16 protein-coding genes and 1 pseudogene are annotated in these 16,666 nt (G+C 66.5%); 9 read left to right on the plus strand and 8 right to left on the minus strand.

Annotated features, from left to right (window positions below):
- Position 1: 1 nt before the first annotated feature.
- Positions 2-817 (plus strand): helix-turn-helix domain-containing protein, encoded by an 816-nt coding sequence (locus AB0876_RS22300; RefSeq protein ID WP_526042956.1) that lies wholly within the window; start codon positions 2-4, stop codon positions 815-817.
- Here the strand turns inward: AB0876_RS22300 and AB0876_RS22305 are convergent.
- On the minus strand, positions 801-2,195 hold the full coding sequence (locus tag AB0876_RS22305; protein ID WP_526042957.1) for a carboxylesterase/lipase family protein: 1,395 nt from the start codon (positions 2,193-2,195) through the stop codon (positions 801-803). The genes AB0876_RS22300 and AB0876_RS22305 overlap by 17 nt on opposite strands.
- Positions 2,192-3,094 (minus strand): MBL fold metallo-hydrolase, encoded by a 903-nt coding sequence (locus AB0876_RS22310; protein ID WP_526042958.1) that lies wholly within the window; start codon positions 3,092-3,094, stop codon positions 2,192-2,194. The genes AB0876_RS22305 and AB0876_RS22310 overlap by 4 nt, the downstream gene beginning before the upstream one ends.
- A gap of 100 nt (positions 3,095-3,194) precedes the next feature.
- On the opposite strand from AB0876_RS22310, the gene AB0876_RS22315 reads away from it, so the two are divergent.
- Both AB0876_RS22315 and AB0876_RS22320 read left to right on the plus strand, forming a co-directional pair.
- Positions 3,195-4,076 carry a helix-turn-helix domain-containing protein gene (locus AB0876_RS22315; RefSeq protein ID WP_526042959.1) on the plus strand — a complete coding sequence of 294 codons (882 nt, stop codon included), beginning with the start codon at positions 3,195-3,197 and terminating at the stop codon, positions 4,074-4,076.
- A 7-nt stretch (positions 4,077-4,083) separates the two neighbouring features.
- Complete coding sequence (locus AB0876_RS22320) at positions 4,084-4,920, plus strand: SAM-dependent methyltransferase (protein ID WP_491842092.1); 837 nt, start codon at positions 4,084-4,086, stop codon at positions 4,918-4,920.
- A 271-nt stretch (positions 4,921-5,191) separates the two neighbouring features.
- Here AB0876_RS22320 and AB0876_RS22325 read toward each other — a convergent pair whose 3' ends face one another.
- Positions 5,192-5,773 (minus strand): VOC family protein, encoded by a 582-nt coding sequence (locus AB0876_RS22325; RefSeq protein ID WP_064881562.1) that lies wholly within the window; start codon positions 5,771-5,773, stop codon positions 5,192-5,194.
- Positions 5,774-5,897: 124 nt separating this feature from the next.
- On the opposite strand from AB0876_RS22325, the gene AB0876_RS22330 reads away from it, so the two are divergent.
- Genes AB0876_RS22330 through AB0876_RS22340 form a run of 3 tightly spaced genes read left to right on the plus strand, consistent with a single transcriptional unit; the run spans position 5,898 to position 8,616 of the window.
- Positions 5,898-6,527 carry a TetR/AcrR family transcriptional regulator gene (locus AB0876_RS22330; protein WP_526042960.1) on the plus strand — a complete coding sequence of 210 codons (630 nt, stop codon included), beginning with the start codon at positions 5,898-5,900 and terminating at the stop codon, positions 6,525-6,527.
- Positions 6,524-7,651 (plus strand): alpha/beta hydrolase family protein, encoded by a 1,128-nt coding sequence (locus AB0876_RS22335; protein WP_526042961.1) that lies wholly within the window; start codon positions 6,524-6,526, stop codon positions 7,649-7,651. The genes AB0876_RS22330 and AB0876_RS22335 overlap by 4 nt, the downstream gene beginning before the upstream one ends.
- Entirely contained in the window at positions 7,627-8,616 is a 990-nt protein-coding gene (locus AB0876_RS22340) for a 2-hydroxyacid dehydrogenase (RefSeq protein WP_526042962.1), read from the plus strand. Before AB0876_RS22335 ends, AB0876_RS22340 begins: the two co-directional genes overlap by 25 nt.
- A 46-nt stretch (positions 8,617-8,662) precedes the next feature.
- Here the strand turns inward: AB0876_RS22340 and AB0876_RS22345 are convergent.
- Positions 8,663-9,121: pseudogene (locus AB0876_RS22345) on the minus strand (transposase); the annotation flags it as partial.
- Between the two features lie 12 nt (positions 9,122-9,133).
- The gene (locus AB0876_RS22350; protein ID WP_526042963.1) at positions 9,134-9,922 is read right to left on the minus strand and encodes a transposase; all 789 of its coding nucleotides are present in this window, start codon (positions 9,920-9,922) and stop codon (positions 9,134-9,136) included.
- Positions 9,923-10,299: 377 nt separating this feature from the next.
- Between AB0876_RS22350 and AB0876_RS22355 the strand changes: the two genes are divergently transcribed.
- The 3 genes from AB0876_RS22355 (at position 10,300) to AB0876_RS22365 (ending at position 13,234) form a co-directional block, all read left to right on the plus strand.
- A complete protein-coding gene (locus AB0876_RS22355) occupies positions 10,300-12,495 on the plus strand; it encodes an acyl-CoA dehydrogenase family protein (protein ID WP_526042964.1) in 2,196 nt (731 codons plus the stop codon).
- Positions 12,496-12,616: 121 nt separating this feature from the next.
- The gene (locus AB0876_RS22360) at positions 12,617-12,904 is read left to right on the plus strand and encodes a hypothetical protein (protein ID WP_491842097.1); all 288 of its coding nucleotides are present in this window, start codon (positions 12,617-12,619) and stop codon (positions 12,902-12,904) included.
- Between the two features lie 18 nt (positions 12,905-12,922).
- Complete coding sequence (locus AB0876_RS22365) at positions 12,923-13,234, plus strand: hypothetical protein (protein WP_491842098.1); 312 nt, start codon at positions 12,923-12,925, stop codon at positions 13,232-13,234.
- Here AB0876_RS22365 and AB0876_RS22370 read toward each other — a convergent pair.
- The 3 genes from AB0876_RS22370 to fadD2 are packed head-to-tail and all read right to left on the minus strand — an operon-like array spanning position 13,231 to position 16,624.
- The gene (locus tag AB0876_RS22370; protein ID WP_491842099.1) at positions 13,231-14,091 is read right to left on the minus strand and encodes an SDR family NAD(P)-dependent oxidoreductase; all 861 of its coding nucleotides are present in this window, start codon (positions 14,089-14,091) and stop codon (positions 13,231-13,233) included. The genes AB0876_RS22365 and AB0876_RS22370 overlap by 4 nt on opposite strands.
- Positions 14,092-14,138: 47 nt before the next feature.
- Positions 14,139-14,921, minus strand: coding sequence for an SDR family NAD(P)-dependent oxidoreductase (locus AB0876_RS22375; RefSeq protein ID WP_491842100.1), 783 nt, complete (start codon positions 14,919-14,921; stop codon positions 14,139-14,141).
- 29 nt (positions 14,922-14,950) lie between these two features.
- Entirely contained in the window at positions 14,951-16,624 is a 1,674-nt protein-coding gene (fadD2, locus tag AB0876_RS22380; RefSeq protein ID WP_491842101.1) for a long-chain-fatty-acid--CoA ligase FadD2, read from the minus strand.
- Between the last annotated feature and the right edge of the window lie 42 nt (positions 16,625-16,666).

Below are 16,666 nucleotides of genomic sequence, written 5' to 3' on the forward strand. Positions count from 1 at the left end.
GGTGGCCGGCCCGGTATTGCTACGTCCGAGCCCACCGCTGGCCGCCCATGTTCAGTTCTTCGGATACTGGCACAACGCGCAGTCGACGACCCATCACAGCCGTGCCCTCCCCCGCGGCGCCGCCACCGTGATCATCGATCTCGGTTCCCGCGAGCGGGTCGATTTCTTCGCCGCCGATGGCACCACCCGTCTCGACGTCGGGACCGCCTTCATCGCCGGGGCCGGTGTGACCTCGTACGTCACCCAGATCGATCCGTCGCAGACCGTGCTGACCATCCATTTCCGTCCCGGTGGCGCGTCGGCGTTCCTGCCGGCGCCGCAGGACGACCTGGAGGACCACTGTGTGGACCTGGACACGATCTGGGGTCGCGACGCATCGACCCTGCGCGCCCGACTGATCGACGTGTCCTCGGCTCGGTCGAGGGTGGCGCTGGTGGAGTCATTTCTGCTGGCGCGCATGAGATCCCGCGATCTCGCCGTCGGTGCGGTCTTGCTCGCGGCCGAACGTCAACCCTCGCTGCGGGTGGCCGAGGCGTCGGCCCTGACCGGGTTGTCGGCCCGACGGCTGATCGCGTCTTTCCGCGCCGAGGTGGGCCTGACGCCCAAGACCTATCTGCGGGTGCGTCGGTTCCAGGCGGCCATGAGGCTGTTGGACGCCGGCGACGCCAACGGTGCCCGGATCGCGGCCGATCTGGGCTACTTCGACCAGGCGCATCTCGTCCGCGAGTTCCGATCGTTCACCGCGATGACGCCCACGCAGTACGCCCAACGCCGCACCCCGTTGCCGAGTCACATCGGGATCAACCCACACCGGTGAATCGGCGCGTCTCCCCCGGCGCCCAGCCCGGATCTCCCGTGGTGGCGTAACGGACCCAGGCACCGTGCATCTCGGCGGCCAATGCCGCCGGAGGCTCGCCGGGCCCCAGCAGGGCACCGGGGCCACGTACCGACTCCAGGCCGGTGCGTTCGAAGACGAACGGCAGTTCCACGGCGTGAGCCGCGCCCAGCATGCCGTCCACTGCTTCTGAGCGCCAACTGAATTCGTAACGATGCGCCGCACCATGGGCTTGAGCCGTGCGGTCACTGCCCGTGCGGAACAACGCGTCGCCCAGGATTGCCGAGCGCAGCTGACCCCAGCCCGCCCGGGGGAAGCGGGAGCGGTACCGCTGGACCACGGCGGCCGGGTCGGCGTCGACCTGCGCGGCGAGCCGCTCGACGTCGTCGCGGGTCGAGGAGTCGAAGGTTCCCTGCGGAACCAGGTACAGGTTGCCCTCTTCGGTGTTGGTCCCGATCAGCAGGCCCACGGCCGGATTGAGCTGCCGTGCAGGCTGTTCGGTCAGCACCAGACTGAACGGGCTCAACCCCAGCAATGGGTCGAAACGTCCTTCGGTGCGCAGATCAAGCCGCGCCAGCTCGGAGATCGCCTCGACCAGCTGTTCATCGGAGAGGGCGTCAAATCCGATGACCGTGGCCTCGACGTCGAGAACCTTGGCGGCCGCCCGGCTGACCCGTTCGGCCTGCTCCGGATGGAACGCACCGAAGCCGTTGCCGCTCTGCATGATTGCGCGCCGGATCAGCTTGTCCGCGCTGGCTGCGGCCAGGGCTCCGGCGGTGATCGTCGCACCGGCGGACTGGCCGAACAGGGTGACGTTGCCGGGATCACCACCGAAGGCCTCGATGTTGGCCTGCACCCACTCCAGCGCGGCCAGCACGTCGAGCAGGCCGCGGTTGGGTGCCGCGCCGGGCAGGTCGAGAAATCCGGTGATGCCCAGCCGGTAGGTGACCGTCACCAACACCACGCCGTCGCGGGCGAAGGCGGTGCCGTCGTAGAGCGGTGAATGGGTGGAGCCCGCCACGAAACCGCCGCCGTGGACGAACACCATGACCGGGCGTCGCCGTGCGTCCGGCGGAACCCAGAGGTTGACCGTGAGGTAGTCCGAACCACGCGTCCACCCCGGCCCGAAGAACGGTGACATATCCAAGCGCCCGAAGCCGTTTCGACGTGGCTGTGGCGCCGTCGGCCCGAGTCGGGTCGCATCGCGCACGCCGCGCCACGGCTCGTGTGCTGCCGGGGCCGCGAAGCGACCGGTGATGCTGGGCGGTGTGGCGTACGGGATCCCGAGGAAGGCCGAGCCGTTGACGGTGCGGATTCCCCGCACCGTCCCGGTGGCGGTGTCGACGGTCGGGTCGATCATGCTGTCACCCGCTCGAACGCTGCCCATTCCTTGACCGCGAATCGGTCCCCGTCCCGCATCACCTCGGCCGCGCCGTGACCGCCGAAATGAGCCGGTATCACCAGCGTGTTGGTATCGGCGGCGTGGCCGAGTACCCGTCGCCGCGATGCCCGCGCCTGTTCGGGATCCTCGCAGTAGCAGCTGTTGACATCGGGTTCAGCGATCTGCAGCGCGGTGTGCATCATGTCGCCGACGAACACCGCCCGGTCACCGCCCGACTGCAACCGGACCACCGCCGAGCCTGGGGTATGTCCGGGAGCCGGCTCCAGGGTGAGGTTGCCGTCGATCAGAAAGCTGTTCTCCCACAATGTGGTCTGACCGGACTCGTGGACCGGCGCGACACTGTCGAGGAAGACGTTGTCCCGTCCCGAGACGGGTGCGCCGCGGTTGGCCGGGTTAAAGAAATCGAAGTCGGCTCGCGGCATCAGGTAGGTGGCGTTGGGGAACGTCGGGACCCAGCTGCCCTCGTCGAGGTAGGTGTTCCAGCCGACGTGATCGATGTGCAGGTGGGTATTGATCACCACGTCGACGTCTTCGGGTGCGACCCCGGCCCGGGCCAGGTTGCCCAGAAAATCAGTGTCCAGGTGATGCCACACCGGGGCGTGCGGCCGCTCCTTGTGGTTGCCCACCCCGGTGTCGACCAGGATGGTGCGGCCCTCGCTGCGCAGCAGCCAGGTCTGGAGGGCCGATATGCAGTCGTCGTGGCCGGGATCGTAGAAATCCGGGGCCAGCCAATCCTCGTTGCGCCGCCACATGTCGTCGCCGCTCTCCGGGAAGAACTCCTGCGGCGACAGCCGCACCGAGCCGTAGTACTCCATGACCCGGGTCACCGTGACGTCGCCCAACACAATCTCGCTCATGCCCCCAGCTTGGGGACGCCCTGACCGGCCAACCAGACCCGCTCGTGCCTACCACTGGCAGGGATAGGCACGCCCCTCGAGCCGGAGGCATAGTGGGCTGATGAGCACCGGACAACTCGGCGAGTTCCTGCGGGCCCGGCGCGGGCGGCTGCATCCGGAGGATGTGGGCCTGGCCCGGTACGGCGAACGACGACGTGTGGCCGGTCTGCGGCGCGAAGAGGTCGCCCAGTTGGCCGGGGTCAGCGTTTCCTACTACACGCGGTTGGAGCAGGGGCAGTCGGTGAATGCCTCGGAGGCGATCCTCGACGCGCTGGCCCGGGCTCTGCAACTCGATGTTCACGAGCAGGCGCATCTGCGGGAGTTGGCGTCCCAGCGCGTACAGCCGCCCCGCCGGCCTCCCGTCGAACGCGTCAGCACCTTTACCCGCGATCTGTTGCGCTCCCTGGACCATCTGCCGGTGCTGGTGATCGGCCGGCGCACTGACGTGCTGGCCTGGAACGAGCTGGGCCACGCCCTGTTGGCCGGCCATCTGGATTTCACCTCGGTGGACCACCCGGCGACCCGGCCCAACCTGGCCCGGCTGCTGTTCCTCGATCCGCACACCCGCGATCTCTACGCGGACTGGGGCCGCAAGGTGCGCACGGTGGTCGGCAGTCTGCGCCGGGCCGCGGGGCGATATCCCGACGATGCACTGCTGTCCGCCCTGATCGGTGAATTGTCGGTCAAGAGCCCGGAATTCGTCGCGCTCTGGGCCGATCACCGGGTCAAGCCGTGCGAGGCCGACTCCTATGAGATGCGTCATCCGCTGGCCGGATCACTCACCGTCACCATGCAGAACCTGGCGATTGCCCGGGACGTCGACCAATCGCTGTGTGTCGTGACGACCGCGGAAGGTTCGAGTTCGGCGGACGCGCTGCAACTCCTCGCGCAGTCGATCCGGGACAAAAATATCCAAGCCCACACCACAGCCGCACGCGCATGATGGCGGCATGACGAACTCTGGACCGACCCCAGGTCAAGCCGTCGCCGATACCGGCGTCCTGGTGGCGGCCATCCGTGCCGAGGAAACCCGCCGCCCCGACCGGCTTTTCGACGATCCCTTCGCGGAGCGGTTGGCAGGGGAAGCGGGTCGGCGGCTGCTCGCCGAGGCGGTCGCCGCCACCGGTGACAAGTCGACATTGCAGATCGTGGTGCGCACCCGGTTCTGGGACGAGGCGCTGTTGAATGTCGTTCCGCCGGTGAAGCAGGTGGTGATCCTCGCCGCCGGTCTGGACGCGCGGGCCTACCGGCTGCCCTGGCCCGACGGCACCACGGTCTTCGAACTCGACCAGCCCGCCGTGATCGCGACCAAGGCCGATCTACTTGCGGGCGACGAGCCACACTGCCGGCGGGTGGCCATCGGCGTCGACCTCACCACGGACTGGACCGATGCCCTGCGGTCCAACGGCTTTGACCCGACGACGCCGTCCGTGTGGTTGATCGAGGGCCTGTTGCAGTACCTCGACGAGGACGCCGTGCACACGGTGTTCGAGCGCGTCGACGCGCTGTCGGCGGCCGGATCGGTCCTGCTGTACGACATCGTCGGCAAGACATTGCTGGACAACGTGATGCTGGCAGCGGTTCGCGAGCAGATGGCCCGTAACGGCGCGCCGTGGCTGTTCGGGACCGACTCCCCGGAGCAATTGTGCGAGCCGCTGGGCTGGTCGGCGGTGGTCACCGACATCGCGGAGCCTGGAAACACGTGGAACCGGTGGTTCGCCGCGGCGGTGCCACTCGACGTCCCAGGGGTACCGCGGGGCTATTTCGTCACCGCCACCAAGTCTTGACGCCTTGACGCCCGGGGGCGGTTGTGGCCCACTTTGTGGCCCGTTGCCGCGGGCCGTTGCCGTTGCCGTTGCCGGCCGTTTGTCACGCTGGAGTGGCTGTCGGGCTCGACGGCCACCCTGGCGTGACAATGTCTGCGGCCAACCCGGCCGACGCACGCCCATTGTCACGTTGGAGTGGCGCTCGACGGCGACAGCCACTCTGGCGTGACAGTGGTGGGCCGGGCGAGACGGTCGGGCCGGAGCTAGCCGGAGCTAGCCGGGCGGGCCGGAGCTAACTACCCGCCGTCACGGGCGGACGACGATCGGCGGCCGTCTTGGGCGGCGTCTGTGCATCGTTGTCGGTGAATTCCTTCGTCCAGCAGGCGAATTCCAGCGTGATGCCGTCCGGGTCGAGAAAGTAGAACGACCGGACGTAGACCCCGGGGTGCACGGTCGCCGACGCCTGCATCGGGCTGTCGTCATGGTTGAGCACCGGGCCGACGCGAACCCCCTTGGCCTTGAGCTTCTGCCGGTATTCGTCAAACTTCTCGGCGGGCACGTGTAGGGCGATGTGGTTCAGCGAGCCGGTGGCGCTGACGAATTCGCCGATGCCGGGAATGGCGGCCGGCGCCGAGATCCCCGGCACGCCGTCGGGGGCGTCGCGGAACCAGAAGAACGCGATGCAGTCCCCGTTGCCGGCGTCGAAGAAGAAGTGCTGTCCCATGTCGCCCGGTAGGTCGAGCGATTTGATCAGGGGCATGCCGAGCACGTTGGTGTAGAAGTCAACGGTGCGTGCCATGTCCGCGCACACCAGGGCCACATGGTTGATTCCGCCGAACTCGAACTCCGAGTTGGGATTGTTGGGCTTGATCACGTGACACACCTCCGGGGCGAACGCGCCAAGGACTGGCGCTGCGGCGAATCTGAATCTAACATCAGATTCAGATGTGATCAATGACCGGGCAAGTTTCCCCAGCCCGCCGGGAGTGAGGAAATCCGTGACCGTCAGTCCCCGCACCCCGTTGCCGACCGCGCGTGGCCGCCAGACCCAGGCGGCGATCGACAATGCGGCCCGTGTGGTGATCGCCCGCAAGGGCATCCTGGCCACGACGATCACCGACATCGCCTCGGAGGCGGGCCGCTCGGCCGCCTCGTTCTACAACTATTACGCCTCGAAAGAGGCCATGGTTCGCGAATGGGCGCTGCGGTTCCGCAACGAGGCCCGCGAGCGGGCACTGCCTGCGACCGCGCCGAATCTGACCAACTGGGAACGCTGCCACCAGGCGGCCTCGGCACACTGGATGACCTACCGGCACCGCCTGGCCGAGATCATCAGCGTCTCCCAGATGGCCATGATCGACGACGACTTCGCCGAATACTGGGACGAGATCTGCCAGCTGCCGATCGCCATGATCACCGAGATGGTCAAACATGCACAGCAGCAAGGCTTCTGCCCCGACGACGACGCCCACCTGACCGCCGTCGCGCTGGTATCGATGCTCAACCAGTTCTGCTACGCGCAACTGTCCGGCGGCCGTGACGCCGTCGCCGACGACACCGCCTGCATCACCACCCTGGCCAACGTGTTCTACCGGACCATCTACCACGAGGAGACCCCGCGTTCATGAGTACAGCGTCACCGGAAGTGGTCCGCGAGTTCATCGGGCTGGAATCCCCGACTGCCCAGCGCGCCGGGGCCGGCGGGTACCCGTGCCAGGGCCTCTACTACCGCGGCGCGGGACACAAACCCAAGGTGGCCGTGATCGCCACGCACTATCAGATCGACTTTTCCGAGCACTACATCGCGGACTTCCTGGCGCGCAGGGGCATCGGCTTCCTCGGCTGGAACACTCGTTTCCGCGGCTTCGAGAGCAGCTTCCTCTTGGACCACGCGCTGGTCGACATCGGAGTGGGCGTGCGCTGGCTGCGCGAACAGCAGGACATCGAAACCGTTGTCCTGCTCGGCAACTCCGGCGGCGGATCGCTGATGGCCGCCTACCAGTCCCAGGCCGTCGACCCGAACGTGCGGCCGCTGGAGGGCATGCGACCGGCAACCGGCCTGACCGACCTCCCACCTGCCGACGGCTATGTGGCCAGTGCGGCCCATCCGGGACGCCCAGATGTGCTGACCGCCTGGATGGACGCCTCCGTCGTCGACGAGAACGACGCCGTCGCCAGCGACCCCGAACTGGACCTGTTCGATGAGCGCAACCCGGCGCCCTTCTCGGCCGAGTTCGTGGCCCGGTACCGCGCGGCCCAGGTGGCCCGCAACGAGAAGATCACCGACTGGGCCGAGGCCGAGCTCAAACAGATTCAGGCAGAAGGTTATTCGGACCGTCCGTTCACCGTCATGCGTACCTGGGCCGATCCCAGGATGGTCGATCCGGCCATCGAGCCGACCAACCGGCAAGCCAATCTCTGCTACGCGGGAACACCGATCAAGGCCAACCGGTCGGCTCGCGGCATCGCCGCAGCCACCACAGTGCGGAACTGGATCGGGATGTGGAGCCTGCGGCACGCCCAGACCCGGGCCGAGCCGCACCTGGCCCGGATCACCTGCCCGGCCCTGGTGATCAACGCCGACCAGGACACCGGGGTGTACCCGTCGGACGCCAAACGCATCTACGACGCGCTGGCGAGCACGGACAAATCCCAGTCCTCCATCGACACCGATCATTACTTCACCACTGCCGGTGCCCGCGACGAACAGGCCGATACCATCGCCGGATGGATCGCGAAGCGGTGGCGGTGAGCCCCGGCCGGATCAAGGTCCTGGCCCACTTCACTCCCGGTGACAAGGTGCTGGATTTCCTTGCACCTCATCAGGACTGGATCGACGTGACGTTCTGCGCCGAAGACGACGACACCACGTTCTACCGGGAGCTGCCGTCCGCCGAGGTGCTCTGGCACGTGTTACGGCCGGTGTCCGGCGACGACCTCCAGCGTGGCCTGCGGTTGCGGCTGGTGCACAAGCTCGGCGCCGGGGTGAACACCATCGACGTCGACACCGCCAGTCGACTGGGCATCCTGGTGGCCAACATGCCGGGGGCCAATGCCCCTTCGGTGGCCGAGGGCACTGTACTGCTGATGCTGGCCGCATTGCGCCGGTTGCCCGAGCTCGACCGCGCCACCCGGGACGGCAAGGGCTGGCCGTCGGACCACAGCCTGGGCGAGACCGTCCGCGACATCAGCGGGTGCACAGTGGGCTTGCTCGGCTACGGCAACGTCGCGAAGCGGGTCGAGAAAATCGTCATCGCCATGGGCGCCGAGCCGGCGCAGGTGCTGCACACCAGCACGCGCGATACCGGTCACCCACGGTGGCGCAGTCTGCCAGACCTGTTGGCCGCCAGCGATATCGTCTCGCTGCATCTCCCGTTGACCGAGGCCACCCAGGGCCTGCTCGACAAGGCGGCCCTGGCGTCGATGAAACCCGGTGCCGTCGTCATCAACACCGCGCGTGGACCGATCATCGACGAGCCCGCCCTGGTCGACGCGCTGCGCACCGGGCAGCTGGCCGCGGCCGGCCTCGATGTGTTCGCCGAGGAGCCGGTACCGCCCGGCAACCCCCTGCTAGAGCTGCCCAATGTGGTGCTGACACCGCATGTCTCCTGGTACACGGCCGACACCATGCGGCGGTATCTGACCATGGCGGTGGACAACTGCCGACGCATTCACGACGGCGAACCGTTGGTCCACGTAGTTAACGGGGTGAGATGAAGTCTCCGCCTCCTGAAGGAGGCGGTTTCCTTACTAGCTACCGCTGTTAAGCGGCGGTTTTCGGGTTTTGACGTTTCACAGCCTGCCTGATGGCGTTGGGCTCCACGTCCTGCAAGGCCACTTCCTGGCCCCGGTGATTGATTGCGATCGCGGCGTTGGTGTCAGCGTTGCCGGTCCACCCGCATGCTGGGTCTGCGCATCGGAACAACGCTTGGCTTTCGCGTTGCCCCTCTGCGGTGGACCCGCATCGGTGGCACGTCTGTGACGTGCCGTGTGGCCGGACCCGGATGACCCGTGCCCCTGCTTGATCGGCCTTGTATGTGAGCAGTGTCAGAATCTGGGTCCATCCTTGATCGAGGATGGACCGGTTCAACCCAGACTTTTGTTTGACGTTCGTCCCCGGTGCTTCGACGGTGCCTCTAGCACTGCGGGTCATGTTCTTCACCCGCAGGTCCTCCACCACCAGGGTGGCCATCCCGGTGGCGACCAGTGCGGTCGTGGCTTGGTGGGCGAAGTCCTAGCGGCGTCGGGCCTGGCGGGCTTTCAAGCTCGCGATCTGAGCGTAGGTCCGCAGCAGTCTACGGCTTGCTTTGTGGCCGCGGAGTGTCCCTGCCCGCTGCCGCGCGGCTCGGCGTTCAAGACGGTAAAGACGTTTCTTCTCACCTGCAGTGAGGGTGGCTGCTTGGTCGATGAACGACCCGTCCGACAGTGCCAGAGTATGGATCACGCCACGGTCGATACCGACGCTGCCCCGTTGCGCTCGCCGCTGGCAGGGTTTCACGACCTGGTTTTCACCACGCACCACCAACATCCAGCCAGTCGACTCCCGCACCACCCGCGCACCGGTGACCCGTTCAGGTATATCGCGGTGCAACCGGAGCTTGACCTTCCCGACTTTCGGAATGGCCACGGTCGCCCACTTGCGATTGAGCCGGGTGAAGTTGAGGTCGCGAGCTTGGGGCACATCGACCGCGTGGCGTGCCCGACGCGTTTTCCAGGTAGGCCGGCCATGGGTGCCGTTCCAATAATTCAACCAGGCCTGCTGGTAGGCTTTGAGCACTTGCTGTGCAGCCTGGGCCGGCAGGATCGCGAGCCAGTCGATGTCCTTGCGGGCCTGCCGGATCGCCGCGTCCGAGTCCGACCACGACGGCCACCGTCTCGACGCCTCATAAAACGTGTGGTGCGCGTGGATGAGATTCCACAACGCCCGAGCGGCGCCAGCCTGACGAGCCAACACCTCCGACTGCGCCGCCGACGGTGCCAGCGGATACTTCACGCACCGCTTGACCACCATCAACTCGCTCACAGCAGCAGTATCGTCCACACCACTGACATGACCGTTGGCGTATGTCACCACGATGGCAACGAAACGAGGATGCACCCCCAGCAAGACATGTCGTCTACAAGCCCTCGCCTCCGAAAATACCTGTGGGGCCGACACTTCTGGTCCATCTCCTACTTCGCGCGCCCATTCGGCGGAGCGACCGAAAACCAGCAACGTCCCGTCTGACAGACACGACCTCGCTCTGCGAGGCACAAACCCCGGGATGCGCTACACCCAGCCCTAAAGGACGGAGCACCGCGCAAGGTACAGATAGACCCCCGAAGTGGCGCCGGTCACGCCGGGGTACCCTCGGCCCAACCGACCGGTTAATAGATGTACGCCCCGGATGGAGGAACCGCATGCCTATTGCGATCACGTCTGAGCACAGCGACCTGGCCGATTCGGTCCGGTCCCTGGTGGCGAGAGTGGCGCCCTCGGAGGTGCTTCACGAAGCGCTCGAGACCCCGATCCCCAATCCCCCGCCGTACTGGAAAGCCACGGCCGAACAGGGGCTGCTGGGCCTTCACCTCTCGGAATCCGTTGGCGGACAAGGGTTCGGCATCCTTGAACTAGCCATCACACTGGCCGAGTTCGGCTACGGCGCGGTCCCCGGACCCTTCGTCCCGTCGGCGATCGCCAGCGCACTGATCTCGGCCGACAACCCCGAGGCGAAGGTGCTGAGCGGCCTGGCCTCGGGCGAGACCATCGCGGCCTACGCCATCGACTCCGGTCTGACCGCGACCCGCCACGGTGACGGCCTGGTGATCCGCGGCGAGGCCCAGGCGGTGCCCTCCGCAGCGCAGGCATCGATCCTGGTGCTGCCGGTCGCGATCGAGTCCGGTGTCCAATGGGTGGTGCTGGACGCCGCCCAGCTCGAGATCGAGCCGGTGCGCAGCGTCGATCCGCTACGTCCGTTGGCCCACGTCCGGGCCAACGCAGTCGAGGTCGACGCCGACCGGGTGTTGACCAGCCTGAGCACCGCCCACGCCCGCGCACTGATCACCACCCTGCTGTCGGCCGAGGCGATCGGTGTCGCTCGCTGGGCCACCGACACCGCCACCGCATACGCAAAGATCCGCGAGCAGTTCGGCAGGCCGATCGGGCAGTTCCAGGCGATCAAGCACAAGTGCGCCGGAATGATCGCCGACACCGAGCGCGCCACCGCCGCCGTCTGGGACGCGGCCCGCGCGTTGGACGACGCGCAGGAAGACCCCTCGGCAACAACTCATTACGAGTTCGCCGCCGCGGTGGCCGCCACCCTGGCACCCGCTGCCGCACAGCACACCGCCCAGGACTGCATCCAGGTGCACGGCGGGATCGGCTTCACCTGGGAACACGACACCAACGTCTACTACCGGCGCGCACTCGTGCTGGCTGCCTGCTTCGGCCGAGTCTCGGACTACGCGCAACTTGTGGTCGACACCGCGACGGCAAGCGGGATGCGGCCGGTCGACATCGACCTCGACCCGGACACCGAGAAGCTCCGTGACGAGATCCGCACGGAAGTCGCTGGGCTGAAGGCTATTCCGAGCGGTGCCGAACGCAACACCGCGATCGCCGAGGGTGGTTGGGTGCAGCCGCACCTGCCCAAGCCGTGGGGCCGCGCGTCGGCGCCGATCGAGCAGATCATCATCGCCCAGGAATTCAGCACCGGCCGCGTGCGGCGCCCGCAGATGGGTATCGCCGCCTGGATCATCCCGTCGATCGTGGCCTTCGGCACCGAGGAGCAGCAGCAGCGGTTCCTGCCACCGACGTTCCGCGGCGAGATGATCTGGTGCCAGCTGTTTTCCGAGCCGGGTGCCGGTTCTGACCTGGCCAGCCTGACCACCAAGGCCACCAAGGTCGACGGCGGCTGGCGGATCACCGGACAGAAGATCTGGACGACGGGTGCACAGTACTCGGAGTGGGGCGCCCTGCTGGCGCGTACGGAGCCAAGCGCTCCAAAACACAATGGCATCACGTACTTCCTGCTGGATATGAAGTCACCGGGCGTCGAGGTGAAGCCGCTGCGGGAGCTGACCGGCAACGCGATGTTCAACACCGTGTTCATCGACGACGTGTTCGTACCCGACGACATGGTGCTCGGCGAGGTCAACCGTGGCTGGGAGGTCAGCCGCAACACGCTGACCAACGAGCGGGTGTCGATCGGCAGCAGCGAGCCGCCGTTCTTGGCCAACCTCGACCAGTTCGTGGCCTTCTTACGTGACGGGCAGTTCGACCAGATCGAGCAGAACCACGCGGGCCGGCTGATCGCCGAAGGCCACGCCGCCAAGGTGCTGAACCTGCGGTCCACGCTGCTGACGCTGGCCGGCGGGGACCCCATGCCTGCGGCCGCGATCTCCAAACTGTTGTCGATGAAGACCGGCCAGGGCTACGCCGAGTTCGCGGTGGCCTCCTTCGGCACCGACGGCGCAGTCGGGGACCCCGAGCAGGAATCCGGCCGCTGGGCCGAGTACCTGTTGGCCAGCCGCGCCACCACGATCTACGGCGGCACCACCGAGGTTCAGCTCAACATCATCGCCGAACGCCTGCTGGGCCTGCCCCGCGATCCGTAACCCGATCGCGCGAGCAGACGCAAAACTGCCCTGGAAACGGGGCAGTTTTGCGTCTGCTCGGTAGGTGACTCGAGTGCTACCGTCGAAATAGACGGCTACCAGAAACGGTTGGCACTCAACGATGAGAACGTCAGTACAGCGCATCCTGCGCCCGGTGGCAGTGGGCGTAGCGGCAGTCGCGGTCGTCATCGCGCCGACTGCCGTGTCGGGCCAGGTCTCCGCGGGACCTGCCGAGATTCAGGCCGAGCCATGTGTAAACGGGGTCATCCCGTGGAACCCGTACGTGGTGAACTGCAATCTGCAACCCCGACCGCCGCGGGTGCGCGGGTCGGCTCCCGATGCCGGCGCCATCATCGCGTGCCGCGGCCGGCCGGGTTGTCTGGCCTGGTACATCAACGGGCCGCCGTGACGGATGTGAGCCGAAGATATGGGCAGCGATGAAGACGATGTCGAAAAGCGTTGGCACAACCCGGAGATGTTCCGGTCCGCGGTGGGCTACGTGGTCGCCGTCGTTGTCGTGGCGGGCTTGGCGCTGACGTTCTACGCCTTTGACCACTCCGTGCTCTCGGCGGCGCTGGTTCCCACGATCACGTTCGTCGGCGGGCTCGGGGCCTTCATCCGGACCTACCAGGTGTGGAAAGCCGAGAGCACCTGGCCGATCTGGCAGGGCGCAGGATGGTTCCTGCTGGCATTGTCGTTGGTATGCCTGGCCGTGCCCGGCACCGCGATGCTCTCCTAATGCCCCGCGTTGAGCTCCGCCTGCACAGCACGGTTGCGCTCGAGCGCCGTTTTCGCCAAGCGCAACGACAGCCGCGGTGAAAGCCGCTCCAGATACCAGAACAACTTCCACCACGCGGGCACGATGATAATCGCGTCGCCCCGCATCACGGCCCGCACCACACGCTCGGCGAAAACGTCAGGATCCATGGGCCGCAACGGTTCCCACACCTTCTTGACGAAGTCTTCGTCGGTGACGCCTGCGCCTTTTAGCCTCCCGTACTTGCCACCGCTGAGAATCGGTGTCCGGATCACCCCTGGGCACAGCGCCGAAACCAGCACGTTGTGACGCTCGGCCTCGACGCGCAAGGTCCGCGAGATGGCCACGACGGCATGCTTCGTGGCGGAGTAGCTCGCCTGACCTGCGCCGGTCATGAGCCCAGCCATGGAGGCGGTGTTCACGATGTGGCCACTGTGCTGCCGGATCATGATCGGATAGACCGCCTGAATGCCGTGCACGACACCACGCAGGTTCACGTCGAAGACTTCGTTCCAGTCGTCCAGCGTGTACGAGTCGATCTCGCCGCCGACCCCGATTCCCGCATTGTTGAACAGGTAGTCGATCCGGCCCGACCGCTCCGCGATCGTGGCGATCGCGCGCTCGAACGAGGCGAAGTCGCGCACGTCGACTGCGATGGCGTGTGCTGTTCCACCACTGGCACCGAGCTTGTCGGCGAGATCCTGTGCGACGTCCTTCTGTCGATCGGCAATCCACACTTCAGCGCCTTGGCCGGCCAGCCTTGCCGCGAGCGCCGCACCGATACCGGATGCACCACCGGTGATCACGGCGACTTTTCCCGATACGCTCTGCGCCCCCATGGCGGCAGAATACGTTCGATCTCGCGGCAGCGCCGGAGGTTGAGTTTCTACGGCAGGATCGAGTCGACGTAACCGCCGTCGACGCGTAGCGCCCCACCTGTGGTCGCCGAGGCCAGGGGCGACGCCAGATAAGTCACCATGTTGGCGATCTCCTCCGGCTCGATCAGGCGCTGGATCAGCGACTGCGGCCGATGCTTGATCATGAACTCCCGCTGCGCCTCCTCCCACGGCAGCGACTTGTCGACGAGTTGATAGACGAAGTCCTCCACCCCCGCGGTATGGGTCGGCCCGGCAATCACCGAGTTCACGGTCACGCCGGTACCCGCAGCTTCCTTGGCGAAACCACGCGACACCGCGAGCAGCGCCGTCTTGGACACGCCGTAATGGATCATCTCCGCCGGCGTGACAATCGCGGAGTCACTGGCGATCTGGATCGCCCTGCCCCAGCCGCGCTCGGTCATACCCGGCAGGTAGCTACGGATAAGCCGCACGGCCGCAAGCACATTCACGTCGAAGTAGGTGCGCCACTGCTCGTCGGTGATCTCCATCGGCGGAACCGCCCCGAAGATGCCGAGGTTGTTCACCAGGATGTCGACGTCGGGCAACTGACGCAGTAGATCGGCAGTTCCCTCCTCCGTCGAGACGTCGGCGGCAACACCCAGGGCGTCGAACTCGCCCAGCTTGGCGACGGCTTCATCGACCCGGGCCGGCGTACGACCGTTGACGGCGACACGGGCACCGCTACGTGCCAGTTGCTCGGCGATGGCCAGCCCGATGCCTTGCGTCGAGCCCGTGACGAGTGCGGTCTTTCCGGCCAGTTCGATGTTCACAAGCCTGTACTACCACCGATGTGGGCAAACTATTCCAGATCGCGGAGTTCCCGCTTGAGGATCTTGCCGGTCGGGTTGCGCGGCAACTCGTCGAGGAACACCACCTCACGCGGCACCTTGTATCGCGCCAGATGCTCTTTGACGTAGGACTTGATGGAGTCCTCGTCGAGGCTGGCTCCTTCGGCCTTCACCACGAAGGCCTTGAGCCGCGCACCCCATTCCTTGTCCTCGACACCGAGCGCGGTGGCCTCGATGACGTCGGGGTGTCCACTGATCAGATCCTCGACCTCGGCCGGGAACACGTTCTCGCCGCCGGAGACGATCATCTCGTCGTCGCGACCGCTGACGTAGAGCAGGCCGTGCTCGTCGAAGTATCCGACGTCGCCCGACGACAGCATGCCGTCGATGATCTCCTTGCCCCCGCCACCGGTATATCCCTTGAACGGGAAGGTGTTTCGCACGAAGATGCGCCCCACCTGCCCCGTCGGCAACTCGTTGCCGTTGTCATCGATGATCTTGACGGTGATGCCCTTGACCACCGGTCCGACCGTCGACGGATTGATCGACAGATCCTTGGGGCGCGCGATGCTGGCGAAGGCGATCTCGGTCGATCCATAGAGGTTGTAGATGACCGGCCCGAGCTCTTTGAGGGCACGGGCTGCCAGTTCCGCGCCGAGTTGGGAGCCGGAGACGAACACGATCCGCAGCGACGACAGGTTGGGTTTGGGCTGCATCTGATCGAGATGGTCGAGCATGCGCGACAGCATCACCGGCACCACCACCATGCCGGTGACTCCGTGCTTCTCGACGTCTTCGAACACGGTGGCCGGCTTGAACCGGCGACGGAGCACCAGCGTGGAGCCCAGCATCATCGCGATGGTGGCGTGCAGGAACCCGAGCGCGTGGAACATCGGCGCCGGCAGTGCGGTCACCTCACCGGCCTTGAACGGGACGTGGGACAGTACTCCCCCGATCGGCGCCAGCGACGGCGGAGCGGCCCGGTTGGCACCCTTGGGGGTGCCGGTGGTGCCGCTGGTCAGGATGATGATCGCGGGATGTTTGGTGGCCTTGGGCGCAGGTTTGCCGTTGCTGCGCGCGATGACGTCGGCCAGGGTCTCGTCGGTACTACCCGACGGAGTGTCGGAATCGGGGTTGACGCCCAGCGCCCGTAGTTTGCCCAGTGTCGGCTCGGCGTGTGCCACGGCAGCGGTGTACTCGTCGTCGTAGATGATCACCTTTGCGCCCTCGCGCTCGGAGACCTCTTTGATCTGCGGCCCCGAGAACTCGGAGTTCAGCATGATGATCCGGGCCCCGACCCGGGCCGCGCCGTATTGGGAGATCAGGAACCAACGGTGGTTGCGAGCCAGGATGGCCACGCCGTCACCGCCGCGCACACCCATGGTCAGCAGTTCGTTGGCCACCGCGTGCGCCGCGGCGTCGAGCTCACCGAACGTCAACTCGCCTTCGTCGTCGATCACCGCGACACGGTTGGGATGCCGACGCGCGTTGAGCGCCGGGATCATCCCGATCTCGCCCCAGGTCCGGATGTCGTTCAGCATGGCCGCGAGGTGCTGAGGCGGTTCCAGCCGTAGCGCACCCGCCTCGAACATCTTGCGCGCGTAGTGCAATTCGGCCGCGCCACGCTCCGCGTACTGCTTGGCTTTCGCGGTCAGGTTCGCCGGCAGATCAGACAGACTTGGCATGTCGCCACAATAAGTGACATCTATCGCACCGCGGGCAGTAAC

Source organism: Mycobacterium sp. NPDC049093 (genome assembly GCF_040704635.1).
Lineage (GTDB): Bacteria > Actinomycetota > Actinomycetes > Mycobacteriales > Mycobacteriaceae > Mycobacterium.

What these genes read in the sequence shown, in the direction of transcription:
- AB0876_RS22305 (WP_526042957.1), bottom strand. Translation starts at nt 2,195, where the DNA reads ATGATCGACCCGACCGTCGACACCGCCACCGGGACGGTGCGGGGAATC.
- AB0876_RS22310 (WP_526042958.1), bottom strand. Translation starts at nt 3,094, where the DNA reads ATGAGCGAGATTGTGTTGGGCGACGTCACGGTGACCCGGGTCATGGAG.
- AB0876_RS22315 (WP_526042959.1), top strand. Translation starts at nt 3,195, where the DNA reads ATGAGCACCGGACAACTCGGCGAGTTCCTGCGGGCCCGGCGCGGGCGG.
- AB0876_RS22320 (WP_491842092.1), top strand. Translation starts at nt 4,084, where the DNA reads ATGACGAACTCTGGACCGACCCCAGGTCAAGCCGTCGCCGATACCGGC.
- AB0876_RS22335 (WP_526042961.1), top strand. Translation starts at nt 6,524, where the DNA reads ATGAGTACAGCGTCACCGGAAGTGGTCCGCGAGTTCATCGGGCTGGAA.
- AB0876_RS22340 (WP_526042962.1), top strand. Translation starts at nt 7,627, where the DNA reads ATGGATCGCGAAGCGGTGGCGGTGAGCCCCGGCCGGATCAAGGTCCTG.
- AB0876_RS22355 (WP_526042964.1), top strand. Translation starts at nt 10,300, where the DNA reads ATGCCTATTGCGATCACGTCTGAGCACAGCGACCTGGCCGATTCGGTC.
- AB0876_RS22360 (WP_491842097.1), top strand. Translation starts at nt 12,617, where the DNA reads ATGAGAACGTCAGTACAGCGCATCCTGCGCCCGGTGGCAGTGGGCGTA.
- AB0876_RS22365 (WP_491842098.1), top strand. Translation starts at nt 12,923, where the DNA reads ATGGGCAGCGATGAAGACGATGTCGAAAAGCGTTGGCACAACCCGGAG.
- AB0876_RS22370 (WP_491842099.1), bottom strand. Translation starts at nt 14,091, where the DNA reads ATGGGGGCGCAGAGCGTATCGGGAAAAGTCGCCGTGATCACCGGTGGT.
- fadD2 (WP_491842101.1), bottom strand. Translation starts at nt 16,624, where the DNA reads ATGCCAAGTCTGTCTGATCTGCCGGCGAACCTGACCGCGAAAGCCAAG.